Origin of the sequence: Anaeroglomus insulsum (genome assembly GCF_050689095.1) — a bacterium.
GTDB lineage: Bacteria > Planctomycetota > Phycisphaerae > Sedimentisphaerales > Anaerohalosphaeraceae > Anaeroglomus > Anaeroglomus insulsum.
In genome coordinates, this window is record NZ_JBOGCL010000011.1 from 66,195 (window position 1) to 90,470 (window position 24,276).

The 24,276-nt window shown below is 51.5% G+C and carries 24 protein-coding genes; 9 read left to right on the top strand and 15 right to left on the bottom strand.

Going from position 1 to position 24,276, the window contains the following annotated elements:
• Nucleotides 1–106 precede the first annotated feature (106 nt).
• Nucleotides 107–499, bottom strand: coding sequence for a DUF4870 domain-containing protein (locus ACQ9LF_RS10605; RefSeq protein WP_462489374.1), 393 nt, complete (start codon nucleotides 497–499; stop codon nucleotides 107–109).
• Nucleotides 500–643: 144 nt separating this feature from the next.
• On the opposite strand from ACQ9LF_RS10605, the gene ACQ9LF_RS10610 reads away from it, so the two are divergent.
• Nucleotides 644–832: a hypothetical protein gene (locus ACQ9LF_RS10610; RefSeq protein ID WP_462489375.1), complete on the top strand. Its 189-nt coding sequence runs from the start codon at nucleotides 644–646 to the stop codon at nucleotides 830–832.
• A gap of 32 nt (nucleotides 833–864) precedes the next feature.
• Here ACQ9LF_RS10610 and ACQ9LF_RS10615 read toward each other — a convergent pair whose 3' ends face one another.
• From ACQ9LF_RS10615 to ACQ9LF_RS10635, 5 genes are all read right to left on the bottom strand, one after another.
• Complete coding sequence (locus tag ACQ9LF_RS10615) at nucleotides 865–3,315, bottom strand: methylenetetrahydrofolate reductase C-terminal domain-containing protein (protein WP_462489376.1); 2,451 nt, start codon at nucleotides 3,313–3,315, stop codon at nucleotides 865–867.
• Nucleotides 3,316–3,449: 134 nt separating this feature from the next.
• Nucleotides 3,450–4,403: a hypothetical protein gene (locus ACQ9LF_RS10620; RefSeq protein WP_462489377.1), complete on the bottom strand. Its 954-nt coding sequence runs from the start codon at nucleotides 4,401–4,403 to the stop codon at nucleotides 3,450–3,452.
• Nucleotides 4,400–5,434, bottom strand: coding sequence for a radical SAM protein (locus ACQ9LF_RS10625; protein ID WP_462489378.1), 1,035 nt, complete (start codon nucleotides 5,432–5,434; stop codon nucleotides 4,400–4,402). The genes ACQ9LF_RS10620 and ACQ9LF_RS10625 overlap by 4 nt, the downstream gene beginning before the upstream one ends.
• A gap of 103 nt (nucleotides 5,435–5,537) precedes the next feature.
• Complete coding sequence (hemB, locus tag ACQ9LF_RS10630; protein ID WP_462489379.1) at nucleotides 5,538–6,572, bottom strand: porphobilinogen synthase; 1,035 nt, start codon at nucleotides 6,570–6,572, stop codon at nucleotides 5,538–5,540.
• Nucleotides 6,573–6,869: 297 nt separating this feature from the next.
• Entirely contained in the window at nucleotides 6,870–7,028 is a 159-nt protein-coding gene (locus ACQ9LF_RS10635; RefSeq protein ID WP_462489380.1) for a hypothetical protein, read from the bottom strand.
• A 164-nt stretch (nucleotides 7,029–7,192) separates the two neighbouring features.
• Here ACQ9LF_RS10635 and ACQ9LF_RS10640 point away from each other — a divergent pair, with 164 nt between their 5' ends.
• Complete coding sequence (locus ACQ9LF_RS10640) at nucleotides 7,193–7,486, top strand: hypothetical protein (protein WP_462489381.1); 294 nt, start codon at nucleotides 7,193–7,195, stop codon at nucleotides 7,484–7,486.
• On the opposite strand, the gene ACQ9LF_RS10645 is transcribed toward ACQ9LF_RS10640, so the two are convergent.
• Together ACQ9LF_RS10645 and surE are read right to left on the bottom strand one after the other, a co-directional pair.
• Nucleotides 7,449–8,021, bottom strand: a complete 573-nt coding sequence (locus ACQ9LF_RS10645) for a hypothetical protein (protein ID WP_462489382.1) — start codon at nucleotides 8,019–8,021, stop codon at nucleotides 7,449–7,451. The two genes, ACQ9LF_RS10640 and ACQ9LF_RS10645, sit on opposite strands and share 38 nt — an antisense overlap.
• Before the next feature lie 16 nt (nucleotides 8,022–8,037).
• On the bottom strand, nucleotides 8,038–8,802 hold the full coding sequence (gene surE / locus ACQ9LF_RS10650) for a 5'/3'-nucleotidase SurE (RefSeq protein WP_462489383.1): 765 nt from the start codon (nucleotides 8,800–8,802) through the stop codon (nucleotides 8,038–8,040).
• Nucleotides 8,803–8,932: 130 nt separating this feature from the next.
• Here surE and ACQ9LF_RS10655 point away from each other — a divergent pair, with 130 nt between their 5' ends.
• Nucleotides 8,933–9,601: an NAD(P)H-hydrate epimerase gene (locus ACQ9LF_RS10655; protein WP_462489384.1), complete on the top strand. Its 669-nt coding sequence runs from the start codon at nucleotides 8,933–8,935 to the stop codon at nucleotides 9,599–9,601.
• Between the two features lie 31 nt (nucleotides 9,602–9,632).
• On the opposite strand, the gene ACQ9LF_RS10660 is transcribed toward ACQ9LF_RS10655, so the two are convergent.
• Entirely contained in the window at nucleotides 9,633–10,706 is a 1,074-nt protein-coding gene (locus tag ACQ9LF_RS10660) for a sensor domain-containing diguanylate cyclase (RefSeq protein ID WP_462489385.1), read from the bottom strand.
• 689 nt (nucleotides 10,707–11,395) lie between these two features.
• Here ACQ9LF_RS10660 and ACQ9LF_RS10665 point away from each other — a divergent pair.
• From ACQ9LF_RS10665 to ACQ9LF_RS10680, 4 genes are all read left to right on the top strand, one after another.
• Nucleotides 11,396–11,668 (top strand): MerR family transcriptional regulator, encoded by a 273-nt coding sequence (locus ACQ9LF_RS10665; RefSeq protein ID WP_462489386.1) that lies wholly within the window; start codon nucleotides 11,396–11,398, stop codon nucleotides 11,666–11,668.
• 30 nt (nucleotides 11,669–11,698) lie between these two features.
• Nucleotides 11,699–12,124: a hypothetical protein gene (locus ACQ9LF_RS10670; RefSeq protein ID WP_462489387.1), complete on the top strand. Its 426-nt coding sequence runs from the start codon at nucleotides 11,699–11,701 to the stop codon at nucleotides 12,122–12,124.
• Between the two features lie 198 nt (nucleotides 12,125–12,322).
• On the top strand, nucleotides 12,323–13,171 hold the full coding sequence (locus ACQ9LF_RS10675; protein ID WP_462489388.1) for a MinD/ParA family protein: 849 nt from the start codon (nucleotides 12,323–12,325) through the stop codon (nucleotides 13,169–13,171).
• 139 nt (nucleotides 13,172–13,310) lie between these two features.
• Complete coding sequence (locus ACQ9LF_RS10680; protein ID WP_462489389.1) at nucleotides 13,311–14,093, top strand: FliA/WhiG family RNA polymerase sigma factor; 783 nt, start codon at nucleotides 13,311–13,313, stop codon at nucleotides 14,091–14,093.
• On the opposite strand, the gene ACQ9LF_RS10685 is transcribed toward ACQ9LF_RS10680, so the two are convergent.
• The 5 genes from ACQ9LF_RS10685 to ACQ9LF_RS10705 form a co-directional block, all read right to left on the bottom strand.
• Entirely contained in the window at nucleotides 14,090–14,773 is a 684-nt protein-coding gene (locus ACQ9LF_RS10685) for a golvesin C-terminal-like domain-containing protein (RefSeq protein WP_462489390.1), read from the bottom strand. The two genes, ACQ9LF_RS10680 and ACQ9LF_RS10685, sit on opposite strands and share 4 nt — an antisense overlap.
• Nucleotides 14,774–15,086: 313 nt before the next feature.
• Entirely contained in the window at nucleotides 15,087–17,699 is a 2,613-nt protein-coding gene (locus ACQ9LF_RS10690) for a LamG-like jellyroll fold domain-containing protein (RefSeq protein WP_462489391.1), read from the bottom strand.
• A gap of 65 nt (nucleotides 17,700–17,764) precedes the next feature.
• A complete protein-coding gene (locus tag ACQ9LF_RS10695; protein ID WP_462489392.1) occupies nucleotides 17,765–19,264 on the bottom strand; it encodes a DUF1349 domain-containing protein in 1,500 nt (499 codons plus the stop codon).
• 247 nt (nucleotides 19,265–19,511) lie between these two features.
• The gene (locus ACQ9LF_RS10700) at nucleotides 19,512–21,191 is read right to left on the bottom strand and encodes a FecR domain-containing protein (RefSeq protein ID WP_462489393.1); all 1,680 of its coding nucleotides are present in this window, start codon (nucleotides 21,189–21,191) and stop codon (nucleotides 19,512–19,514) included.
• A complete protein-coding gene (locus ACQ9LF_RS10705) occupies nucleotides 21,188–21,694 on the bottom strand; it encodes a sigma-70 family RNA polymerase sigma factor (protein WP_462489394.1) in 507 nt (168 codons plus the stop codon). The genes ACQ9LF_RS10700 and ACQ9LF_RS10705 overlap by 4 nt, the downstream gene beginning before the upstream one ends.
• Nucleotides 21,695–21,872: 178 nt before the next feature.
• On the opposite strand from ACQ9LF_RS10705, the gene ACQ9LF_RS10710 reads away from it, so the two are divergent.
• Both ACQ9LF_RS10710 and ACQ9LF_RS10715 read left to right on the top strand, forming a co-directional pair.
• Nucleotides 21,873–22,139 (top strand): hypothetical protein, encoded by a 267-nt coding sequence (locus tag ACQ9LF_RS10710; RefSeq protein ID WP_462489395.1) that lies wholly within the window; start codon nucleotides 21,873–21,875, stop codon nucleotides 22,137–22,139.
• A 255-nt stretch (nucleotides 22,140–22,394) separates the two neighbouring features.
• A complete protein-coding gene (locus ACQ9LF_RS10715; RefSeq protein WP_462489396.1) occupies nucleotides 22,395–22,733 on the top strand; it encodes a DMT family protein in 339 nt (112 codons plus the stop codon).
• 106 nt (nucleotides 22,734–22,839) lie between these two features.
• Here ACQ9LF_RS10715 and ACQ9LF_RS10720 read toward each other — a convergent pair whose 3' ends face one another.
• Nucleotides 22,840–24,225: a Gfo/Idh/MocA family protein gene (locus ACQ9LF_RS10720; RefSeq protein WP_462489397.1), complete on the bottom strand. Its 1,386-nt coding sequence runs from the start codon at nucleotides 24,223–24,225 to the stop codon at nucleotides 22,840–22,842.
• Nucleotides 24,226–24,276: the final 51 nt, after the last annotated feature.

A 24,276-nucleotide genomic window follows, 5' to 3' on the forward strand; every position in this document is an offset into this window, starting at 1 on the left:
TTGCAAGGCCGGTATCCGGAAACATCGATGGTCATCTGTTTTTATTTTGTCCATAAAAAAGGCCGGGTGATAAGCCCGGCCTGAAAAATCTACCCAAAAACTCCGCTTACTTAACCAGCCGCAGGCACCAAGGATATTTATAATATTCGCCCCTGGATGCGGCTAGGGCAGCAATAATACAGAAGATAAGATCCAGCAAGCCAAGCACAGGAATAAGAAATGCGCCGATCATGCAGATGATCGAAGCCCCAGCTACGATATATGCAATGGCCAGTGTAATCTGAAAATTCAAGGCCTCCTTACCATGATAATCCACGTAAGGCATAGTATCTTTTTTAATCAGCCAGAGGATCAGCGGTCCCACAAAGCTGGTAAAAAAGCCCAGTAAATGACATAACATCCCCAGGTTTTTGGCATCGTTGGAAATGTCAGCCTTTTGAGCCTCCATTGGCTGAACCGGTGTTTGTTCAGGCTGCCCTGTCGTATTCTGCTGTTCCATGGTTTTACCTCCTAAATCAAACTTTTATGGTGTTGTTTTATCCATATATCTACCACCCTTTTCTGGCTTGTCAAAGAAAAAAATGCCTTGTTCCAATAAAAAGCCTCAGCTTTACATTGGATAATTTCCGGGTATAATATAAGCATGATTGAAAAAGTTGTTCACAAAGCAAAACTTTCTGAGCATAACGAAATCCGCCAGAATCTGGAATACTGGCTCAGCCGCCCGGCTGAGGAAAGGCTGGCGGCGGTGGAGTATTACAGAAGGCAGGCCTATGGAACTATCCCGCGACTTCAAAGAGTGGCTCGAGTTATTAAACGCACACAAGGTTGAGCAGGTCATAATCAGATCATTTCCCTGTCATACTACTCCGGCTTACGCACTGAGGCACAGAACTGTCCCATCTTCATCATCGCTTCGTTGAGCTTGTCCATGGAACCGTCAAGCTGGGCGAAGGCGTCTACCAAATCCAGCAATTCCGGATCCGCGGGCTTTTCGCCGTAATGATGCTCAATATTGACAATCCCCGCATCAAGACCATATTCCATCGCCTTGGCAACATACGCCCGGCAAATGCCGATTTTCCGGCCGGGCAGGTCGCGGCAGCAATTGCTGACACCCAGCGAAAAATGACATCCCTTCATCTGCGGATCGGATTTAATCTTCCTGATGGTATTGAAAGCCCGATAGGTATAACCCGGCACGCCCGGCTCCATGGGCATATCAATGGCCAGCGGAAAGACCGTCGAATCAAAGAAAATTTCCTCGGGCTTGAAGCCAAAAGTCATCGCCTTCTGGTACAATGCCCTGGCCAGTCCGAACAATTCATCCACGGAATGCGAACCGCCGGGGCCGGTGGGTTTTTCTTCGCTGACCAGCAGGCCGATGAATGAAAAATTGTATTCCTTCTTGAGCGGCATCATTTTGTCGGCGGTATAGACTTTGATTGAGTTTATCAGAGGTGCCTTGACCGGCTGGTCGGTATTATACCATTCCCTCAAGCCGGCAATCAACACATCATCATTGCTGCTGTCTAAGCAGATCGGCACCCCCATCCCCCACTTGCGGACCAGCCGGACATACTGCTTCATCATCTCCACCGCCGCGTTCGCATCGGATTCACCAAAAGCATCCAGATTCACGGCAATATAGCTGGCCCCGTCCGAGGCCTGGGATTCGATCAGTGCGCGGATATAGTCCAACTGCGGGCTGGGTTTGTCATACGCATCCGCCCCAAGCTCCTGCAGTTGTTTCATAATCGCTCCGGTCTTGGGGATCGAAGCGTGTATCGATTCGCCGATTTCAATCAACGGCCGTTTCATTGTATGGTCCCTTCCAAACAGATAATTTACAATTGAGCTGGTATGCTCCAGTGCCGGAATCCGGGGACGATTGATCGTCCGCCGCAGCCGCTGCCGACCGCCCACCTCGGCCGCCGCCGAACCATATACCTTCTCGCCAACACACTGACGTTCCAGATTGTTGCCGCAATAGCCGGTCACCGTGGCATCCCCGCAGGGGACATTATTCAATCCCTTTTCGCAGCCGCCGATGGTGCAATAGCCAAAGTTTTCAGGCAGGTAACAGTCGCCGCATTCCTGACACTCAAAAGCAAGGTATTTAAAGCCTTTTTCTATAGCATTAAATACCTTGTATGTACAGCTTTTTTCCCTGTCAGCCCGCATCCAGTGCACGCATTTGCGAAACGCCCGAAAGCCGCGGTATTGGGGATCCAAAATCGCCCGGTGCATAAAATGAAAGCATTTCTCGTTAAACCGTTTCTTTGGCCTGGATAATTCCACCGCCCTGCCGCGGTCATCATACAGATAAAAGGCTTTCTCCGCCGGCCAGTACAGATTATCCTTATATTGCCGCCACTGGTCGCCGATGTGGGCGGCCCGCTGCAGAATTTTCACAAAAATATCAAAATCGTGCACCCCGCCGATATCCACACCAGCCGCACCAATCGACCGATACATCGCCACCTGCTGAGCCGCCCGTTCGATATGCTCATCCACCGTTTCCGCCTGCAGCCTGGCCAGCAATGCATCGCTGACAAAACAGCCCGGCAGCTTAATATCGTGCATCAGCCGGGGGGCCGGTGTCCGTGTCGTCAGCCAATAGACATTGCCCAGCACAGGCACTTCAATTCGGTTGTCCCTGAGATACTGCATCAACTCCATCGACTTTTTCCAGTCCCAGCCGACCTGGGTTACCAGAAACTCCGCCCCGGCGGCAATCTTCTTCTCCATTTTATAATACTGCTGCATCAGAGAAGCCTCGGTGTACTTAAAGGGCGACACCGCCGCCCCCGCGAAAAACTGCCGGACCTGAGTCAGCTGCTCGGGGGCGGATTTAATCAGAGCGATATTGTTCATCTTATGAATATGATTTAACAACCCTATGGATTCGATCTCAAAGACCCGCTTGGCTGTCACTGGCTTATCGCCTGTCAGGGCCAGCAGTGTTTCCACGCCGCGCTGACGGTACCCAACCAGCGTACTGGTCAACCCATCCAGGTTACTGTCTTTGCAGGTTAAATGCGGCACAAAATCCAGATCCCCCAGCAAGTTTTTCTGCGTCAGTACAGCCAGCACATCAGACGGGTCGATATTCGCCACACCGCCTGGATTTTGCGGCAACATAATACCAGTAAAATCAAAGCCTTGGGGAATTGCTCCCGGCCCGGCCTGCTGATAGCCTGTCAGGAATTTCTCAATCGGAGTGAAGCTGTAAGCCGGCCCTCCCGTCAGCTCGGCAACGATGACAAAATCTTTTTTTGCCCGCAGTTGCGACTTCAATCTCTTTTGAGCCACCGTAAAATCTCCTACAGGTCTATGGTTTATGGTTTCTATGTACCTGTGTATCCATTATAGAGAAAATGAAACCACAGAGTACCCGAAAACAGTTTGTTTTTTGTCTTTTTTTGCTGGCATCCAACAAAACGACATCACACATAGAAAACCGGTTTTTTCTTGAACTCGCAAACTGTCGGCAGCAAAGCGTAATCGCAAATACGGTATTCCTTAGCCAGTCCATCGATAAACCGCTGTACATCCTCCATCCGCCCGGCGTGAATCATCGCAAACAGATTATACGGCCAGCCGGCAAAGGGCTTTCGCTGATAACAATGGCTGACCGCCGGACGAGATGCCATCGCCTTGCCCGCCGCGTCCATCCGGCTGTTCTCCACAACCGCTGCCAACATCACATTGACTGTATAGCCCAGCTTACGGTGGTCCAGGACCGCCGCAATACGCCGGATTACGCCCTTATCGGATAACTCCTGTGCGATTTTCAATAAATCCCGACTCAACGGGCTTTGGGTCAACGCGATATCGTCCTGCAGAAGCCGCAGTGCCCGCCGCTGGTCAGCCGTCAATTCCACAACGCCTGCCGCCTCAGCCACAGGCTGGTACTGTCCTGCCAGAAAATCCTCTGCTGAAGGTCCGGATGGGTCAAAACGCACATCCAGTTTATATACAGTCTGGGCGGGCAAAGTCCGGAATTCCACCCCGGTTTGCTGCCCCAGCGTTCTCAACGTGGCTTCGATTCGCTCAAACGATTCATCCTGACAAGTAAACCACAGATTGAACCTGTGATTTCGCAGATAATTATGCGACACTCCATCCAGTGCATTCACGGCCGCTGCCACTGCGTCCAGCTTTTCCGCCGGCACACTGGCCGTAACCAGCGTCGCCACACGCCCCAGCCGTTTATAATCCAACTGTGCCCGATACCGGCGGATATAGCCCTGTTCTTTGAGCCGCCGGATAACAGCAATCGCCTGAGCTTCCGAACAACCCGCCTGCTGTGCCAATGCCAGAAAAGGCCGCTCCGTCAGCGGCAAAGGGTTCTGCACCCATCGCAATACGCAGTTGCTGAACTCTGATGAACCGGTCATTTCGCTTCATCCCTGTTTGACTGACCCAGTATGCACAAAGGATCCTGCCCCAGCAGGTGGCCGTTTGCAATCAGTGCCCGCGCCCGGCAGCCCCGGCAGGCGGACAGAAAAACACATCGCCCGCAGAAATCGCGATATTGCGATAAATCCCGAATCGATCGCAGCAGCGGGCTGTGATGCCAGATATCCACCAGATTATACCCGTTTTGTATCAGATTGCCCGCCGGAAGTTCCAGAAATCCACAGGTCTGCACATCCCCCTGATAGCTGATAAACGCAAATCCGCTGGCCGCCAGACACCCCCGAACATGGTCGGCGCCCGGGATTTTCTTCTGTCGGGCAACCCGGGCAAACTGCGGGCCGCAGGTCACACGCAACTCAATCGGATACGCCGTCTTCATCGTCGCCAGTTTTTCCAGAACCTGTTCATAGCGTTTCGGCTCCAGCAGCAATGGGGTATCCTGCTCGGCCCGCCCCACCGGCACCAGCACAAACGGATTCCAGCAGGACGCCCCCAGCTCCACCGCCAGCCGGGCAATCGCATCCAGATGCTCCACATTTACACCCGTCAGGGTCGTATTGATTTGAAACCGCAAGTCGGCGTTTCGGGCCTTTTCGATGGCCTTGAGCGTCGTATCAAACGCCCCAGGCACCTGACGAAACGCATCATGGCTGGCCGCATCCGGCCCATCGAGCGAAAATGAAAACGACAGCAGTCCCGCCCGCTTAAACCGTTGGACCGCTGCATCATCCAGCAGCGCCCCGCAGGTCGCTATCGCCATCCGCAGACCAAGGGATTTGCCGTAATCGGTCAGGTCGAAGACATCATGTCGCATCATCGGCTCCCCGCCGGTCAGCACGACCACGCACTTTTTCAGTGCCGCAATCGCATCCAGAATCTTTCGGCACTGGTCCGTCGAAAGCACATCTCGTTCGCTGGCTGTGGCCGATGCCCGGCAATGCCGACATCGCAGCACACAGCGGCGAGTCACTTCAAATGCAATAATCGTTGGCTTTATAATATCAGTCATCCGTATCTTTCAAGGTAAAGGGCAAAAGTAAAAAGGGAAACGTGTGGATAGCCCTTTGGGCTAATCTGTTTTAATTGACTTTTTCCCTTTACCTTTTTCCTTTTCACTTTAACATCTTCGCAGCTTCCGGGGCAAAATACGTAATAATAATATCCGCCCCCGCCCGCTTGATCGACAGCAGGCTTTCCATCATCGCCGCCTCATAATCCAGCAGGCCGGCCTTGGCAGCGGCATGAATCATCATGTATTCTCCGGATACATTATATGCGGCAATCGGCACATCAAAACGATGCCTCGCCAGGGCAAGCACATCCAGATACGGCAAGGCAGGCTTGACCATCACGATATCGGCCCCCTGCACAATATCCTCTTCCATCTGACGAAGTCCCTGCCTGCTGCAGGCCGGGTCAATCTGATGCGTCCGGCGGTCGCCGAAACTCGGCGTACTCTGGGCGGCATCACGGAACGGCCCGTAAAACGCCGAGGCAAACTTGGACGAATACGACATGATTCCGCATTCGACATAACCTTCGGTATCCAGTGTCTCACGAATCAGCCCCACCCGGCCATCCATCATATCCGACGGTGCCACGACATCCGCCCCCGCCCGGGCATGCGCCAGGGCCATCGACGCCAGCACCTCAATCGTGCTGTCGTTGTCGATGTGGCCTTCGTACTGCTGGACCGCCGGCGTCGCAGACGGCGAAGACTTGCGTTTGCGTTTCGCATCGGCGGGCATAATCAGCCCGCAGTGGCCGTGGTCGGTATAGGCACACAGGCAGACATCCGTAATCACCAGCAATTGCGGACACCTGGTCTTGATTTTGGCAATCGCCTGGCAGACCGCTGAATCCATCGCCGAGGCACGCGATGCGACGGCGTCTTTTTTCTCTTTGGTCCCGAACAGCAGGATGGCGGGAATCCCCAGGTCGGCCATCGCAGCCGCCTCTTTCGCAGCCAGGTCGGGCGAAAACCGATAGCAATTGGCCATCGCCTCAATCGGCTCCTTGACCTGCTTGCCCGGACAGACAAACATCGGATAAACCAGGTCATCGACCGACAGTCGAACCTCGCTGACCATCCGCCGCATCGTCGCATTCACCCGCAACCGCCGAAATCGTGTTTGTGGAAAGGACATAGTGTACTCCTGCTTTGTATTACTTTAGTAAAAGCAAACACTCACATAGGTAAAAGATATTCTTCCGTTTCTCGATTCCATCGAATATCCCCAATACTCTTTCTATATTGAAGGACATTTCGAGTGTTTCTTTTCCATTTTGGAATATTCGACGTTGGGCTCTGGGGTTCAAAATCTTCATGATCCAATTTGGCGTGATCCTCAATAATACTATTGTTATGTGAAGCCATTTGTTGCGGGGCATAAAATCCACTAATAGGTTCCAAATGTCTGGTTGTCTTGTCATAAGCAACTCCATTAAGGTATTACGCTATTTGATTTCTGTTTATACTGTATCGCAATACCCAGCTTTTCCTTCAGCTTGCCGGCCAGGTCCGCAATCTCGCCGCCCAGAACCGGACAATCCGGACAGTATAATCCGCAATAAGCGATATCATCGGCTTTGTTTTCAAGCATTTTAAACTCCCTAAACAACTCTTATGAACGTTGAGGCAACGCAATCACAAGCCGAGTCTTCAAGTATATATAAAACCTGATTATCGACTGGATTATACTATAAATCCCCTGCCTTGTTCCAGTTCTATCTTGAAATCCGGCCTGAAAACGGGGATAATCCCGATATGACACAACCACAGCCATTGACACTACCCGACTCCGTCCTGGCGGATTTGGACGGACTGATCGCTCGCTATCCGGCCCTGGCCGAGGCGGCGGCTTACGGTATTGATATCTCCCTGCTGATCGACAACCTCCGCCGTCCCGTCGAAGAACGCATCCGCCGCCACCAGCAGGCCCTCAACGCCATTCAGCAGCTTCGAAAAGCCAAACCAATCGACCCTAAACAGACACCCTGCCCCGGTTGTCGTGGATTCGGATTTAGTGCGCAATCCTCCAATCCGTCCGGTCGTTATTGATGGAAACAACCTCGGCATTGGTAATCCGCCAGATACCGCCGGCCTCTTTTTGAAACCCCACTGTCATCTCGGCAAAAAACAGCCCCCCGGCCGCGGCATATGAGCTTTTGGGGTCCAGAAACACCGCCATATCCAGTTTCGCCTGGGCCGTGCCCTGAAAGATATTGACGGTCAGTTCCTGAAACCGCACTTTGGAAATGGCTGCATTCCTGAAAATCCCGTTGATATCGTCCATTAAAACAGCCTTATTCGGATGCAGCACATCTTTATATCGCTGTGAAATCAGCGGCTCGATGGTCCTTGCATCCCGGGCGATCGCCGCATCCCGGCAGGTCAGGATGATCCCTCGCACCTGCTCATAATCGGTCTTGACCAAATAATCCAGCCCAAAGCCCGCCGCGACAATCAACACCCCCAGAATCATCGCCAAAAGACCGTTTTTCTCCGATACATTATTGCGGCCCCATACACCGATAATCAGTACAACAATGCCCACAATTAATAGAAGCCAGGGGTCCTCAAACACATTCCACATAATAGCTCCTTGCTTTTTATTGAGGTTGTTTTATTCTTCTGGCCAGCCGTTCATTCCCTGTTGGTTCTGTCAAATCCAGACGCAGTGAGGTCAGCGTGATATATCCGGCGGCGATAGCCGTAGTATCCGTCCAGTTATTTTCATCATGCTGGTCTCGGTGGGTCCCCCCCGCCAGCCGATATACCGCCTGGTCTTCCTGTTCCTCTACAACCTGATAGAATTCATCAAATCCGCAGGTCGATTGCGGCACAACCTTAATACCGCAGGGTTTTCCTCTGGACAGGCGAGGAATATTGATGCTGACCACCTCCCGCGGCTGAATCGGCAGAATCTGCCTGATCACATCGAGGGCCAAGTCGGCGGCCTGCTCGCTGTCCCACGGTTCATCCATTGCCGCACTGACTGCAATGGCCGGCAGCCCATAGAATGCCCCTTCGATAGCCCCCGCCACAGTGCCCGAATAGAACACATTAATCCCCACATTGGCTCCGTGATTCATCCCGGATACAAGCAAGTCAATCGGCTCATCCTCCGGGACCAGCTTATTAACCGCCACTTTAACGCAATCGGCTGGGGAGCCATCGACACTATAACCACTGAATTTACCGACAATATCCAGTAACTGACAGGTCAAATCCCGTAATGAAATGCTGTGGCCGGCGCCGGACTGAACATCGGCAGGGGCTACCACGGTCACTTTGCCCAGCTTCGTCAGTCGTTTATATAACGCTGCCAGACCCGGCGCAAAGATACCATCATCATTGGTCAGAAGTATATGCATAACAATCCCTTAGTCATTAGGTAATGTTCACAGTCCATACTGTACCGGCACAGTCATATAAAGTCAATTGACCAATCGGCAGACGTACCATATAATCCGCTCTATGAGTTTCTGGCAGCCGTACAATAAAATGTTGCATCGCATCCTGACCCGTCAGCAGGTGCGGGATTACGATGCCTGGGCCATTCAACAGATGGCCATCCCCGGTGTGGTACTGATGGAAAATGCCGGACGCAGTGCCGCCGAGATTGCCCTGACTATGCTGGGTCCCAACCGCGATTCCAAAGTTGGTATCTTCTGCGGGGCGGGCAATAATGGCGGCGATGGGTTCGTGATTGCCCGCCATCTGGCCAACAGCGGCGTTACCGTGCAGATTATCTGCTGTGCTGTGCGCGAAAAAATGACCGGTGATGCTTTGGTTAATCTGACCATCTGCGAAAAGATGGCTCTGCCGATCGTGTGGCTGGAACAATCTGAAAACACTCTCTATCCCCAGATCCATGGTTTGTGTGAGGGCTGCACCCTGCTTATCGATGCCATTTTCGGCACAGGACTCAAGGGGGAATTGTCCAGCTTTTATGTCGCTCTGATTAGCTGCATCAACAGCCTGACAGTTCCGATTCTTGCGGTTGATATTCCCTCGGGCCTCGATTGCGACCAGGGAATTCCGCTTCCGGTATGCATTGAAGCCGCCGCGACTGTCAGTTTTGTCGCTGCCAAGCCAGGCTTTTTTCAAGAGGGTCAGACCTTACCTGTCCTGGGGGACTTGTATATCGCATCGATTGGGATTGTCCACTAATCGCAGTTGATACGACCGTATTGTCGGGCCATTAGGCAGGTGTCTTTTGAGGTGCAAACACGCAAACCCGCCCTTTACCGGCCTGTTTGGCCGCATAGAGCGCCTGGTCTGTTGCTTTGGTCACATCCCCCGGCTGTGTGTCCGGGTCATATTGCCCCACGCCAACGCTGATGGACAGCTTGATTCGCTGGTCTTCCCATATCATCGGATTATTGCAGACCATCTGGACCATCCGTTCGGCAACCACTGTCGCATCGGCCAGTGAGGTACTGGGCAGAATAATCGCAAATTCATCCCCGCCATAACGGGCCGCCAGGTCAATTTGCCGAATACAGGCCAAAAGCCGACGGGCAATCTGTTTGATGGCCATATCCCCCGCCCGATGCCCATAGTGATCATTAATCGGCTTGAGGTTGTCGATATCGGCCATGATAATGGACAGCTTGCCGCCATAACGCTGGGCCCGGCGAAGCTCCACTTCCATCGCCTCGTAAAAAGTGCGGTGATTGAGCATCCCCGTCAGACCGTCGGTGCGTGCCTGACGCTGGGTTTTTTCGAATAAATGAATATTGCCGATGGAAGCGCCGACAAGCTGCCGGAACAACTCGACAATCGCAATGTCTTCCTGGGTGAAAATGCCTCCGTTTTCCTTATCGCTAAGATTGAGCACCCCGACCACTCGTCCATGACATATCAGCGGAGCAATCACACAGCTCCGGGTCGAGTAATTTTTGGCAAAACTGCGATGTACATTTCCCACTCCCACGGACTGGGCATCATCCATATCATTGATAATCAGCAGCTCTTTACTGCGAACCGCTGCAACCATTGGAGAAGGCGGGTTTTGATTTAACGATACAACATTATTAATCAGGAACGGATGATTATGACGTTCCAGATGCAGTATATCGCTTGTCTCGTCGAGAATATACAATGAAGCCAGTTTGGAACCGATTAATTTGGGGATTTCGCTGACACATATTTCAGCAATCCGTTTGACATCCAGACAATTAATCTTTTTGGCTAAAGGGGTAATGATATCCAGCCGGCAGGTACTACTCCCCGAACAGCTCTGCATTTGTTTGTCTGTTTCGCCCTGACTCATATTGTCTATCAATCCTTTATTTCTATCGGACTTACGTTTTGGTTTAAATTCAGATGTTCCCAGTATCGGTATTTTTTCTGTGTCGGTTAACATAGAAGCCTGCTGTAGGCTGAAACTGTTTAATAGATATGAAAAAATTTTCGAGATTAAAAATCGACAAAATTTGTATTTCCGGCAAAAGGACGGCCGCTGATATCCAGATTCTGAATTGAATCGTCTGGGTCTTCAAATCTAAGTAAGGCAACTTTAACCACTTGCTTCCTTCACGGGCAACATTATGTTATCCCTGCTGGGTATTGCTTGATCTGGGCAATCAGGAAACACCTGAGGTGTTTTTCACATGATTTTCGTAGGATAAATATCCTTTAAATGACCCCTTAAATCATATTGAGATATTCTCACCCTGTTTGTCCGCAACAATTTCTTTAATTTTTTTCCAATTTTGCTTGACTGGATTTGAAATGTGTTTTACATTTTATAAAACGTCAAATATGATTTGACGGGGTCGCAATTATATTTGTTTTTTTGTTCCAGCACATCTTTGCGAATGAACAGGGCTGGATTTATTTGCGACGTTAAACAACAAGAATAAACGGGTAAAGAATCAATCGCAGGATATTGTGTTTGCCCAGAGGGTAAGTCGTTTGGTCGGGTTGAAGAATATACGTCAAAGGTGTGTTTCTGGCTCTATGACTCAAAGCAGCAATCAAGGTTTTATTACGCCACCGAAGCTATATCGTATTGGGGATATCGTTCGAAGTACCCCTTTTACTCGCCAGACAATCCACAACTACACTGTTATGGGACTTATCCAGGAAAGCGGCTGGACGGAAGGCGGACATCGGCTGTATGACGAATCCGTTTTCGAACGTCTCTGGCGGATCCAGCAGTTACGGGAAACCAAGACTTTATCTGAAATTCGCGAACTCTTTCTATCAGAGCAGGCTGTAAAGGCCTCATAAACGGAGAACTCTTTTGCCAAGGATGGCTGTATGAACCTGAATGTCTCCCCTGTTACGGACAACCTGACCGAGCTTTTAACTCGTATTATTGATTTTACCGAACGACGGAAAGAAGTATTAACACGAAATCTCTTTGATTATCGGTCCGCGGGCTTTGAACCGATGGACTTGCCAGTTCACGAGTTTGCCGACACCCTGACGCGGGGACTGGCGGAATATATTCGTAATAAACGGCTCGTTCTTGAAGACAGCCCCAATGTTCAGTTTCATGACCATGGTGAATTTGACGCCGTGGCAGTTGTGGACATTAAGTCTCAGGAACTGTTGCACAATGATACCCACGCTTATGTTCAGGAGCAGATTCATCGATTATCGGAAAATCTGATCCATAATCGTCTTGCCGTAGAACTGCTGCGACAGAAGCGTAAAAAGGAGGCACAGTTCGCAAATTTATAACCCTTCTGGAGTATCAGTCATTATTCGCCACACTATTCGCGTTTAAAACAAAAACCTGCATGGATGCAGGAATTTGAATTGAAAAAAAACGCAACTTGCTTTATACATCGTGAGTTTTACAAGTAAATACGCATCTGGTTGTCGAGATTGCCGATGCGGGATGGGCAGCAGGAAATAACAACACGGTGGGAGCGGGCGATGAACCCGGGCCGAACACATTATTTGCGGCAGATCGTTGAAACCCGTCCGGAACGGGCTCAGGTGTTTGCCATAACCAGCGGCAAGGGAGGGGTCGGCAAAACCAATATCGCAGCAAACTTAGCGATCTGTCTGGCTCAGATATGCAGGCGCGTTGTCCTGATGGACGCGGATCTGGGGTTGGGCAATCTTGACGTCGTGATGAATCTCAACAGTCGGTTCAACCTTAGCCATGTCCTGAATGGGCGAAAAAGCCTTGAAGACATCATTCAACCCGGACCGGCGGGGATTGAAATCATCTGTGGTGGTTCCGGAATTGAAGATCTGGCTAATATCCATCCATTTCAGCGACAACGCCTTGTTGAAGAAATGGATCAGCTTCAGCATCGGGCAGACTTGATTCTGATCGATACCGGAGCCGGAATTCATTCTACTGTCACCGCCTTTTGTATGGCAGCAGACCATACGCTGGTAGTGACGACTCCCGAACCTTCGGCGATGACCGATGCGTATGCCATGATTAAGATTTTAAGCGGCAGAAAGTACCCGGGGCGAATCAGCCTTCTGGTCAACATGGCCGAAACAATAGCCGAAGGTCGTAAAACCTATCGGCAGATTTCGGAAGCGGCAGCACGATTTCTGACGACTGCCGTTTACGACGCTGGCGTGTTATGCAGGGATGAGTTAGTGGCCAGCGCCATTCGTCGCCGGGAGCCGGTTGTTCTGGCTTATCCGCGTTCGAGTATCACAGAACGTTTTGCGGCAATCAGTGCCCGATTGGGTAATGTCAGCCGCAAAACATCGGAAAAAGACGGATTTTTCCGAAAAGTTGTAAATTGGTTATTTTAAGTTAATCTGCTTGTCAGTTTGGCCGAAATGAACGTGCTGGGGTATATAACGCCACCCAGGTGCAGTTGAATGGTCAACCGTTATCGGACACTGACAAGTGAAACAAAAACGCGAATTACAGACATGGAGGTCTTTAAAGATGCGTGGGACCCGGTCACAGAACATAGAACAGGTCTGGCAGGAATTTTTCACGTCACGTAGTGATGAGGCCAGAAATACACTCATGGAACATTATCTGCCGCTGGTCAAATACACCGCGGACAGAATTTGTGCCAAATTGCCGGACAAGGTCGAACTGGATGACCTGGTCAGTGCCGGCATCTTTGGACTCAAAGACGCGATTGAGGCATTTGACCCGGAGCGAGGTGTCAAGTTTGAAACCTACTGTACACCGCGCATTCGCGGCAGTATCCTCGATGAACTCCGTAATATGGACTGGGTACCTCGCCTTGTAAGAGCACGCTCCCACCGTCTTGAAAAAGCCACACAGACCCTGGAAGCTCAGCTGGGCAGACTTCCCAACGAACGGGAACTGGCCGAAGAAATGGAAATGCCGATGGATGAATTCCATCGCTTGCAACGGGATGCCAATGCCATTGCGCTGGTTTCGCTGAATAATAAGTTCAATGAAAACGAAGGCGAGAAAGATATTCGTGAAATCGACATCATTGAAGACCAGCGAAGTCAGAATCCGGTGGTGGAAGCGCAGAAACGGGACTTGAAGAATCTGTTGACAAAAGGCCTGACCCGGGCGGAAAAGCTGATTATCATTCTGTACTATTATGAAGAAATGACGATGAAGGAAATCGGTGCCACGCTGGATTTATCGGAGTCGCGTGTCTCGCAGATGCATTCATCGATTATTGCCCGGCTGAAAGCCCAGATGAACAGCCGAAAAAAGGAATTTGCAGTCTCCACTTAATCTTCCTGCACCATCTCAAGCGACAGCATCCACTGTTGTGCCATCGCTGAAAAATCATACAGATCGACATAGCAGTCCGGTTCCCCTTTCGGGCCGCTTATATCTGCTGCAAATCCATTCCCCGCGTTAATTACACCAATACAGGTACTCATGGGCCTGGAAATCAAAACCGCATCCGCAGCCACATATCCGTCCGTTCCCGTATTGGAAATCACAACAGAACCGGTACCAGGGGAAAGCTGATACCGACCGAGCAGATTCCATTGGCCCCCATTTGATTTCTGGTTCACCAGATGATTTGCCTTCCCTCCGTCATAATGAATCGTAACCGGCACATTGGACGCCCGGTTGGGATGTGAGGTCCATCGCAGATACACATCATAGCCCCCGGAAGCAGGCACGGTGAGCTGGAAGGTGACGGACTTTTGTCCCTTTGCCGCGTTATCATCATGAAGATAATTCTGGCCGTAATAGCCGGACACCGAACTGCTGGCTGGCCAGGCTCCCACCTTGACCACACCGTTGTCATCTTCCGAATCTATCACCGTGCCTTCGAGCTCTTCGATCGGTTCCTCCCAGTAAATCCGCTGGCCGCGAGCAATCAGGGTTTTCTGAAGCTGCGGAATGTCCACCTGATGCAACTTGCCAACTATTTCGGTTCCACTGAATTGCTTTGCCATTGTCCGATAAACTTTCTTCATCAGTCCTATTCAGGGAGCCTTTAAATTCGCTTGCGGCCATTGATGTCCTGTTCATCCAGACCGACATTGCCTATAGAATACGTCCATCTACTTATTAGACATTAAACGAAAAACTGACACGAATAATGGAAAAAATTTACATATGCGATGCGACCCTATCTGAGCCCCATCAGATTTCCCAAATTAACATGTATTTTTGAATGTGGTGTTTTTCTCTATTTGGCTTTGGCGGCAACAAAAAAGGCCGGGAGAATCGTCTCCCGGCCCACATAACATCTATTCTGATAAGAAGTTATCGTAAATCTACACAGCCTGGACTATACGGTCGGGTGCAATCGAGCCAGTCGGCTGCCATCTGGCTTAAGTCTGTGATATCCACGTCACAATCCCGATCAAAATCGGCCCAGAGATATCCCCAGGCACCGCAATCATTTTCAAGGATTGTAACACTGACGGCTACTGGAGCGAGTGCATCATATTCCTTGCCGTTGGTCGCTTTAAGATTCAGAACCGTGGTATGAGGATCGTTTTCCAGAGTACCGTCATCCACAGCTGCAACAGACACCACTTGTGGTGTTTTCCAGTTGGTTTCATCAAAGACCAGTGAGGCCGGAGCTGCATCAACCTGAGCCGGAGCGGACTGATCTGTAATCGCAACCGTGACCGCAGCCTGCGGCTTGATCTTCAGACGGGCTGTAAAGGTATCTGCGGCCCCACCTTCTTTCACTGCAACCCCGTCCTGAATATCCACAAACACTCCCGGCGTTTCAAAGACCGTAATCAGGGCATCGGAGCTAATAAACAATCCATTCCAGTTGGGATCGGCACTGGACACCTGGGCAGCCAAAGTCAATTGCTGGTCTGCTTCACTGATGGCATCCACAATCGCTGCAACCTGGATTTGCTGCGGCTGGGCATACTGAGCAGCAGGAATCACAAACGTATATGGCTGACCCGCCGACGCATCGCCGATTCGGATGTCATTCGGTTCTGAATTCGGGTCTGCTCCTGCAGCCGGAACCGCAGTCAGGGTCACCTGGATATCTGCCGCCGGAGCGGGAATATCCTGCGTAACGAATTGGAACTGAACAGTACCGCTGTCACCTTCACTTTCGGTCAGATACAGATTGCCGCTGATATTTCCCCTGCCTTTCTTCAGAGAGAAATACTCGTATTCAACAAAACCAAGGTCCGGGCTGAAGGTACACTGATACAGCCCGACTTGCAGTGTCGGCACATTCATGTCCTGGCGCACCAGCGGATTGGCGGATGGGAAGGCCTGCCAGTTCACACCATCTATGCTGTAATAGCAGTAGAAGTTGGCACCTTTGCGTACCACCTTTAAATAACGTCCGCCACCCCAGCCGGTACCCATATTATCGGTTTCGGTACGCGTTCCATTGTTATTATACCACAAAATGTTTCCGACACCCCAGATGGGGAAATACGTGGCCTGGATGTTGTCCTCACCTGCACCCCCGGCTGCCACATCACCCAGCCGGACCATAATTCCGCCGGCATTGTGCATTACACCACTCTGACTGGCAATGCTGTTGGCATATTCAGACACATACGTTTCCGCCTCGAAATCGCCGGTCACATTGACAAACAGGAATGGCCCGCTGTTGTTGTTGCTTTCCCAGGCACCGTTGGCCGAGGCCAGACGCAGGACTCCATTGGTTGTCATCGATGCCGTGGCATCGGTGGTGTTGCCTTCGGTATCCAGCAGGCCGCTCCACAGGGAGTTGCTGGTACCGGTAGCCATGTAATCACGTGGACAATCAAATTCATCGCGATATGCCCCATCCTTGAGTCCGGGCATGGGACAATCCGCATTGTCGTTATCCACCACGGAGATACCAAGGCCGCTTACGGGAATCAGAGTCTTGCCAAGATAATCCGCATCTCCGGCAGTAACGACCGCTTTGACCCGAACCGTATGAAGGCTTTCAATCACCGTATCATCCTCCGCCTCTACAGGGATGAGGATGGGACTATTGTACGATGCGGCAGGCACGGTCACTACATAAGGCTGACCGAACTCGGATGTGCCCAGTCTGACATCCACCCGACTGCTGACAAGACTCAGGGTAATTTCCAGATCTGTCCTGGGCCCCTGATTGGTGAAAGGATTGGTATTGATCTGCAGCGTCATATTAACCGGAGCACCACCTTCACGAACCGATAATCCCTGCGGGCCAAGAGTACCGGCCTCAAACTGACCTGCGAGTGCCTGGATTTGCTGTTTGGTCAGTGTGGTGTCGTAAACCTGAATCGAAGCAATCGAACCGCTAAACGGATGTGTTCCCCACAAGTCCGGCAGGGCCCTGGCAATCCGCATATAATTGCCCGTATTTGTATTCAATGTCCGAGCCACAACCGTATCATCAATCCCATTGACATAGAGCCGAACAGTGGTGCCATCGTAGGTTGCCGCCAGGTGCACCCACTGATTCGTCGCCGGCGGATTAGTATAAAATACGTCGTTCCAGAAGGTCAGTGCACGAGTGCCGAAATTAAAGTGAGCCGTTCCGCCGCCGCGATCCCCCCACTGAAACAGGGAATCCTCACCGGTCGTCGAGGGCGCATACGCCCAGATCAGCACCGACCACGGATTACTGCCGCTCAATGCTGCCGGAGCCGGGATGTCCGATTGCATCCAGGCACCACTGGGGAAGCTCACGGCTTTGCGCCCGGCCACTATCGCCACAACCGCATTCGGGTCATCGACTCCTTCTCTGTCAGCACTCAGAAAAACACCGCCGGCCGTGCCGGTATTCGCCCAGCTTTCAAGCTGGCCTTCCGGCAGGTTTGCTGCGCTCAAATCAATCAGAACCGCTCCGGATGCGATACCTGCTCCAAACAGCGCCAACAGCAAATATATACATATCACTGTCTTTTTCATAATTTCATTCTCCCATAATTAGGTTCATCACTCATCTTGCATACCCATTCACGCTGCCGGACCGGTTAACGCAGATCCACACACCCGTCGGCATTCGGGAACGTGCACTGCATCCATTGCAGGGCCAGCTGTGCCATATCCCCCAGATTGACAACACAATCCTGATTGGCATCGTATCGCGAATACCCCCAGGCCCCGCAGTCATTTTCTTTGATCGTCACCACCACATCAAATGCCGTAACGCCCTGATAGGCCGGGTCGCTGCTGCTGGCGGAAAAACTCAGCGTGCCGGTATGCGGATCGGTTTCCAGAATCGCATCATCTACGCCTTTGACGATGGCAATTTGCGGTGTATTCCAGTTAGCCGAAGTGAACACCAGTGGAGAGGTCACATTCGTCTGACCATCGGTTGAAATCGTGACTGTAACATCCGCAGTCGGTTCTGTGCTTAATACCATGCTGATGCTGTCGCTGAGGGTGCCATTTTCGTCAACGATTACGCCATCCCCATCATCAACCAGCAGCCCCGCTTCGTTATCGATGACATTCACCACGATCGATCCGCCCGGATGCTCTGCATAATTGGAATCGGTGCTGAACACAGTGGCTGTAATCCTGATATTTTCAGGGCCTTCCTGCAGCAGATCATCCATCGCCTGAAGGGTCAAGGTCTTCTGGTTTACGCCGGCAGGGAAGGTAAGCGTTACCGGACTTTGCAATCCGTTGATCAGCAGATCGTTGGGATCTCCCGCCGTAACCTCCGTTAAAACCACATCCACCGGTGCTGTGGGGGCCGGTCCAAGCAGGTCGACGGTGATTGTCACTGCCGCTCCTCCCTCAGTCACTTTTTTGGTCCCGGAAAATGCAGTCACTTGCTCAATCAGCTTAAAGTACTCATAGTCAACATCCTGCTCCGCCCAGCCTCCAAAATTCTGAATCAGCCCCACCTGCAGCGTCGCCACGTTCATATCCGGACGCACCCGTGGATTGGCCGACGGCAAGGCCTGCCAGGTTACCCCGTCAGAGCTGCGGGACCAATAAAAATTGGCACCTCGACGTTCCACTCGCAGATACGACGGAATCACACCGCCATTGTAGCCGGAATTATCGAATTCCGGACGCGCCCCGTTATCGGTGGGCCAGAAAATGGTGCCGACATTCCAGAACTCCACAGGCCAGTAAGCAAGAATCATGTTATCTTCCCCCGCACCGCCGGCCGCCACATCCGCCAAACGAACCATCAGCCCGGCACAGGCAAAGTGCTCTGCCCCTGCTTTGGTTTCAGCAATAAAGTCTCCGGTTACCTCTTTATAAAGGAAGGGACCGCTGGCATCCGTGCCGCCCCAATTTCCAACGCCGGTGATCCGAAGCTTGTCTGCTGCCGTAATCGACGCATTCAGAATCGTCGCATTTCCGACATTCATTATCCCACTCCAGCCGGTTCCGGCAACACCGCTTGTCAGATAATCATGGGCAGCATTAAAAGGGTCGATCAGATCAGCCATTGCCGTTGAACAGACAGCCAAACAAAACAACAGCGATAAAGATAGTATTTTCTTCATCATCAGTACTCCTTGAAATAAATGTGAATACATGAACATCGCCCTCGCCGGGCACGCCTTGCATTGAACTGCCATTTTTGACCTCGCCTCTAACCTCCCATTCGAAGTATCATCATACACCTCTCCTTTCAACATATGCGTCCGTTTTTTTCGCAATCAGGCCTATCCAGGTTCCTGCAACACATCTGCATCCGCTCCTCTTCACCGGTTCATTGACATTTCGAGAGGACTCGGCCGGTCCTGGCATATCCTATTGTCTGACACGAATCACAGTCTTATCTCGGCCAAATCCGTGCGTATCGTCTGCCATATAGTCAACAAGGATTTCCCGACCCCCACTGTCAATCCGGCCGGAATCCAGCATCTGCTGAATACGATCTGTTTTGTTGCCCTCTAAAACAAGAATCCCGTCAGCAATCGCAAGCGTCCCCTGTCTATCAATACGGATATCAAAAGCCCGCACCTGTCCGCCATTCAGTCGGACAACGCCCACGCTATCGGCAACAGCCACTTCCAGAATCCCGTAAATCACAACATTGCCGCCATTGACAACAAGAGTTCCGTGGCTGTCTGTAAACGTGCCCTCCCCTTCATTGCATCCAACTCGTGCCGCACCAAACACCTCCACACGGCCTCCGTTGATTTCCATATACCCTTTGCATTTGTCTCCGATGAACAGCATGGTCCGATCCCTGCCCTTGAGGACCAGTTCCCCATCCGACATCAGCCATCGTCCTTCGGCGGCCTTGCTAAGCCCCATGCGTCCCACCCATAGCTGCTCAAGCTGAATCTGGCCGCCGTCCATTTGGATCGTCACCGGATAGCGGCTCAGCAGTCCCACATCCCCCCGACGGGCCATAATCTTATTAGCCCCCGCTGTCTTTGCATCAACTACCACAGTTTTGGGCGAATCGGCTGCCCGAAACTCGGCAACCAGCTCCGCCCCGCGTACCAATCCATTATTCCAGAAGGCGGGTTCGTGCCAGGATCCCACAGCTTCCGGACACTGCCACTGCACACGGATCTCACCGTTATTATGGTATTGAGCCGGTTCCGTCCAGGATATCATGCCATCCGCAGCGATAGTCCCTTTTTGGCCCATCGTCAGCTTCTGAGTGGTCTTATATAGCAGCGGATTGGTACTGTCCCGCAGTTCCACAATCCCCTTGAAAACCTCAACTTCTGTCTTGCCTGTCCGATCGACCAGGACCGAAAAATCGGTCCCAAAATCCACCACGGATCCCGACGGGGTACGAACCGTAAACCCCGTTGCCGCCGGCGGCACCGCCGCACGCAGTCTGCCCTGTTTCAAAAACAGCCGATTTACCTGTTCCAGCTCTATCACCGCCGGCGCAGACACATTGACTTCTGTTCCATCATACATGGCAAATACCAATCTGCCCTCGGTGATGGTCAAAGTCCCCTCAAAAAGAATCGACTGCGTTTTGGAGGTCCTGGCCTGCTGCCATCGGGCACCCGACGCATCGAGTACTCTGGCCACCGGATTGGGAATCACCCGCGGCGGCAGGAAGTAAATCGTTGCAATACACAGAACCGTTGCCGCCAGGGCCGTCAGCGCCGTATAAAAGGAATATTTATTGAATCGGTGCGGCGTTTCCTGAATCGGCAGCTTCGCCAGACAGACCGGCTCTGCTTGGGGTGCTTTCACCGGAACAGCAGGCGCCAGAGATTCATACTCCCCCAGTTCCAACAGAAAACGTTCCAAATCAAGGTCCGACTGCCCGGACTTATCCAGATACCTCGCATGTTTTATTGCCAGATAGACTTTGAGGTACCTGAAATACAGACTCCGAACCTCGGGACGCTCCTTGATCGAACGATTGAGTGTCTCAAACTCACCCTGCTCTATCGTGCCATCAAAAAGACGCAGCATCAAATACAGCATCTGTCCGGCCGGCTCCTGCATCATACCCGATCCTCCGACGAAACCGACCGCTCGATGCACCGCATCAGCAAACCGTGGATTTTTGCAATCTGATAATAAACCGTTCTTGCTGTTTTATTAAAACGCCGCGAGATCTCATGGATGCTGACCCCCGAAAAATACCGTAATCGCACCAACTGATAATCACTGGCCTTCAGTTTCTTCATACAGTCATGCAGCTTGCTCAGATAGATATTTGAATCCCGCAGCTCATACCGGGCCTGGTAGGATAGAATATCAAGAACCTCGTCATCAAAGTGAAATTTCTCCCGATGATTCCGACGAAATTCCCGTACTTTGTAATAGGCAATCGCCGCCCCCCATGAAATGAAATCAGACCCCGGCGTGAACTCCCCAAATTTCTCCCACATCATCGCCGTCGTCTCCTGCAAGACATCATCGGCATCGGCACAATTACCGACCAGACTCATAATATAAGCGTAAATCTGGCTCTGGTTTGCCGTTAACAGACGAACAAATTCCGCCATCCCTTCTTGCGGTATGATACCAGCCGGGTTGTGTTGTTTGTCTTGAGCCATAGTATATATAATGATGACACAAACCGATAAAATGAAATGAATTTTTATTATTTTACTATCATTATGACCCGATCATGCTCCACGAAATATGACATAACCATCTTAAATATATAAGGTTGCAATAAAAATGATGGATTTCGATTCCACGCTGGTTAAAAACCATCGTCTTTTCGAGAAGCCATACACCCATCAAGGACTTTCTAAGAAATACCAACCGCATCATGGTTTGCAACGCATGGACTTCATTCCAAAACACCCATTCATTCCACGAGTTGTCGCTTCGCGGCGGCAGTCTGCAGATATTGTCGTGCTTGGATCCGTTCCTGTGGATGCCTTACGCAACTTGACTTCCAAGCATCGCACCGCAACACCAAGACCTGCCTGCGGGCAATGAAGCCCACACTGTCAGCGGCATTTTCACTCGTCTCGCGAATCACCGGGAATTGGCGATCACAACATCAGGCTCCGTCTTCCAACGGTTGACATGCCACGCCTGAATCAAAGACCCCGCTTTACCCAGAGTCAGTCTCCATTTTGATGAATTCGGCAGCTCTCCTCACACAAAATATACCCGGCAAGAAGGGACCGGACTTGACAAACGGCCAAAGTCCTGTCTAAATAATCAAAAACGGTTTTTTTAGGGTTCCTTATGAAAGCATTGCTGCCGATTCTGCTGCTGTTAATATCAAATGTGTTTATGACCATAGCCTGGTATGGGCACCTGAAGTTCAAGGACAAGGCCCTGTGGCTGGTGATTCTGGTCAGTTGGCTGATTGCGTTTGTCGAGTACTGCTTCCAGGTACCGGCCAACCGCTTCGGCCATGCAACCTACAATGCCGCCCAGCTCAAGACCATCCAGGAGGTCATCACACTGGGGGTTTTTGCGGTATTTTCCGTCGTCTATCTCAAGGAAAAGATCACGTGGAATTACATGGTCGGCTTTGGACTGATTGTGCTGGCGGTCTTTTTTATTTTCAAAAAATGGTAAAGACCGGACAGCCTGCAGGCTCCTTTTAAACGGGGATTGATTGTTCGCAAACAAACAAGGCCGGCGCTGCAACCAGCCCGGCCTTTTGAGGTATTCCGAAAAAACTTTATGCCTTCACGTAATTGGTTCCATACGGGGCACGCTGGGGTCGTGACAGCATTGCGTTGGCCTGGGCATCATCAAGAAACTGTTCTTTCTCCGGATCCCAGCGGAGCTTGCGTTTGAGCTTCATCGCGATATGACTCAGCAGACAGGCACTGCAGGATCGGTGAGCAATTTCGGCGTTGGTAATCGGCGGCTTGCCTGACTGAATGCTCTCCAGCCAGTTCAGATGCTGTTCAGGGCTCAGATACAGCTGGATTTTATCCTTGCCGGGATCGCCTTCAAGCAGTATTTTATCGCTCACCAGCACCGGAGCCTGATTGGGATCGCCAGACACCGGGTCACTGGCAGTCGCTCGTCCGCTGCCGCGAGCAACAAAAATCCAGCCCTCGTCACCTTCAAAACGGACTCCACAGGGAAATTTGCTGCTGATGTGCATCGTCACGCCGTTGGCATATTTGGCATGCACGTCAAATTCCCCATGGACATCCCACAACCCGGACGCAGGAAATTCAGCGGTCCCTTCCAGCTCAATCGGACCGGTGTATTCGGTATCCATACCCCAGTGAGCCGCATCCAGATGATGCGACCCCCAGCCGGTAATCATGCCGGCCCCGAACTGCTCACAGCGCAGCCAGCCGGGACGTGAATAGTCATTCTGGGGATGAACTCGTTTTTCGGTATAATACACCAGCGGCGTACAGCCCAGCCACATCTCATAATTCAGATTGGCTGGAACGGGCATCTCAGGTTCTTCCCCGCAGCCCGGATCGGTCATCAGGCCAACCTTGACATGCCGCAGCGTACCAATCTTGCCGTTACGGACTCTCTGGCAGACGTCCTTGAACTGCGGCCACGGATCGCGGGAGCGCTGCTGACTGCCCACCTGAAAAATAACGCCGCTGCGCTTGATGGTATCGGCCATCTGACGGCCTTCGGCAATCGTCAGCGAGGCGGGTTTCTGCATATAGATGTGTTTGCCCGCCAGTGCCGCTTCCATCGCCGGCTGAGCGTGCCAGTGGTCCGGCGTGGAAATGATAACCGCATCGATCGTCTTGTCGGCAATAATATCGTGGTAATCGCCATAGGTCTTGACATCAATGTAGTTTTCTTTGTTGTATTTCTTGGCGTAATATCCCTCAATCCACTTCTTGCCGTCGGCTAAGCGTTTGGAGTCCAGATCCGAAACCGCGACAACTCGACACAGCTCATGTTTGATCGTCTCGGGCAAATCATGGTCACGAGCAATCCGGCCAAACCCGATCTGGGCAATCGTAATCTTGCCGCTGGGTGCATCCTTGCCCAGGACAACCGACGGCACAATGGTCGGAAATCCGAGGATTCCGGTCGCCGCAGCGGCCGCACTTTTCAAAAATTCTCTGCGTTTCATAATGCCTTATGCCTTCCGCTTCTTAAGGATTCAAATTCGTTTTATTCGATA

Excerpts from the sequence above, each read along its gene's own strand:
- ACQ9LF_RS10605 (WP_462489374.1), bottom strand. The coding sequence starts at position 499 with ATGGAACAGCAGAATACGACAGGGCAGCCTGAACAAACACCGGTTCAG.
- ACQ9LF_RS10610 (WP_462489375.1), top strand. The coding sequence starts at position 644 with ATGATTGAAAAAGTTGTTCACAAAGCAAAACTTTCTGAGCATAACGAA.
- ACQ9LF_RS10620 (WP_462489377.1), bottom strand. The coding sequence starts at position 4,403 with ATGACCGGTTCATCAGAGTTCAGCAACTGCGTATTGCGATGGGTGCAG.
- ACQ9LF_RS10625 (WP_462489378.1), bottom strand. The coding sequence starts at position 5,434 with ATGACTGATATTATAAAGCCAACGATTATTGCATTTGAAGTGACTCGC.
- hemB (WP_462489379.1), bottom strand. The coding sequence starts at position 6,572 with ATGTCCTTTCCACAAACACGATTTCGGCGGTTGCGGGTGAATGCGACG.
- ACQ9LF_RS10635 (WP_462489380.1), bottom strand. The coding sequence starts at position 7,028 with ATGCTTGAAAACAAAGCCGATGATATCGCTTATTGCGGATTATACTGT.
- ACQ9LF_RS10640 (WP_462489381.1), top strand. The coding sequence starts at position 7,193 with ATGACACAACCACAGCCATTGACACTACCCGACTCCGTCCTGGCGGAT.
- ACQ9LF_RS10645 (WP_462489382.1), bottom strand. The coding sequence starts at position 8,021 with ATGTGGAATGTGTTTGAGGACCCCTGGCTTCTATTAATTGTGGGCATT.
- surE (WP_462489383.1), bottom strand. The coding sequence starts at position 8,802 with ATGCATATACTTCTGACCAATGATGATGGTATCTTTGCGCCGGGTCTG.
- ACQ9LF_RS10655 (WP_462489384.1), top strand. The coding sequence starts at position 8,933 with ATGTTGCATCGCATCCTGACCCGTCAGCAGGTGCGGGATTACGATGCC.
- ACQ9LF_RS10660 (WP_462489385.1), bottom strand. The coding sequence starts at position 10,706 with ATGAGTCAGGGCGAAACAGACAAACAAATGCAGAGCTGTTCGGGGAGT.
- ACQ9LF_RS10665 (WP_462489386.1), top strand. The coding sequence starts at position 11,396 with ATGACTCAAAGCAGCAATCAAGGTTTTATTACGCCACCGAAGCTATAT.
- ACQ9LF_RS10670 (WP_462489387.1), top strand. The coding sequence starts at position 11,699 with ATGAACCTGAATGTCTCCCCTGTTACGGACAACCTGACCGAGCTTTTA.
- ACQ9LF_RS10675 (WP_462489388.1), top strand. The coding sequence starts at position 12,323 with ATGAACCCGGGCCGAACACATTATTTGCGGCAGATCGTTGAAACCCGT.
- ACQ9LF_RS10680 (WP_462489389.1), top strand. The coding sequence starts at position 13,311 with ATGCGTGGGACCCGGTCACAGAACATAGAACAGGTCTGGCAGGAATTT.
- ACQ9LF_RS10685 (WP_462489390.1), bottom strand. The coding sequence starts at position 14,773 with ATGGCAAAGCAATTCAGTGGAACCGAAATAGTTGGCAAGTTGCATCAG.
- ACQ9LF_RS10690 (WP_462489391.1), bottom strand. The coding sequence starts at position 17,699 with ATGAAAAAGACAGTGATATGTATATATTTGCTGTTGGCGCTGTTTGGA.
- ACQ9LF_RS10695 (WP_462489392.1), bottom strand. The coding sequence starts at position 19,264 with ATGATGAAGAAAATACTATCTTTATCGCTGTTGTTTTGTTTGGCTGTC.
- ACQ9LF_RS10700 (WP_462489393.1), bottom strand. The coding sequence starts at position 21,191 with ATGATGCAGGAGCCGGCCGGACAGATGCTGTATTTGATGCTGCGTCTT.
- ACQ9LF_RS10705 (WP_462489394.1), bottom strand. The coding sequence starts at position 21,694 with ATGGCGGAATTTGTTCGTCTGTTAACGGCAAACCAGAGCCAGATTTAC.
- ACQ9LF_RS10710 (WP_462489395.1), top strand. The coding sequence starts at position 21,873 with ATGATGGATTTCGATTCCACGCTGGTTAAAAACCATCGTCTTTTCGAG.
- ACQ9LF_RS10715 (WP_462489396.1), top strand. The coding sequence starts at position 22,395 with ATGAAAGCATTGCTGCCGATTCTGCTGCTGTTAATATCAAATGTGTTT.
- ACQ9LF_RS10720 (WP_462489397.1), bottom strand. The coding sequence starts at position 24,225 with ATGAAACGCAGAGAATTTTTGAAAAGTGCGGCCGCTGCGGCGACCGGA.